At 56.5% G+C, this 253-nt stretch carries 1 protein-coding gene; it reads left to right on the top strand.

Annotation, left to right across the window (positions count from 1 at the left end; all coding sequences use genetic code 11):
* A partial coding sequence (locus SB724_RS21090) for a phage major tail tube protein (protein ID WP_410572940.1) occupies positions 1–187 on the top strand: 187 nt, incomplete at its 5' end.
* Positions 188–253: the final 66 nt, after the last annotated feature.

The raw sequence follows: 253 nt of genomic DNA, 5'->3' as shown, positions 1-253 counted from the left end.
CTCCGAAGTCGATTTCGGCAACGCGAAGGCGGGCGACGACACCACTACCAAGGCGACGATGGCGCTCGCCTACTACAAGCTTTCCATCAACGGCGACACCGTGATCGAAATCGACGCACAAAACTTCATCGAACTGGTGGGCGGCAAGGATGCGCTCACGCAGGTCCGCAAGATCATCGGCGCCTAAACGTAACGCGGTCTGTCCGCGTGCTGACATTCACCACACTGAGAAACGAAAATGAAAGACCTGAAC

Origin of the sequence: Bacillus sp. SIMBA_031, assembly GCF_046535225.1 — a bacterium.
In the GTDB taxonomy this organism is placed as follows: Bacteria; Bacillota; Bacilli; order Bacillales; family Bacillaceae; genus Bacillus; species Bacillus velezensis.
The sequence above is the reverse complement of the archived record's forward strand: the minus strand, read 5'-3'. Positions and strand labels throughout refer to the sequence as shown.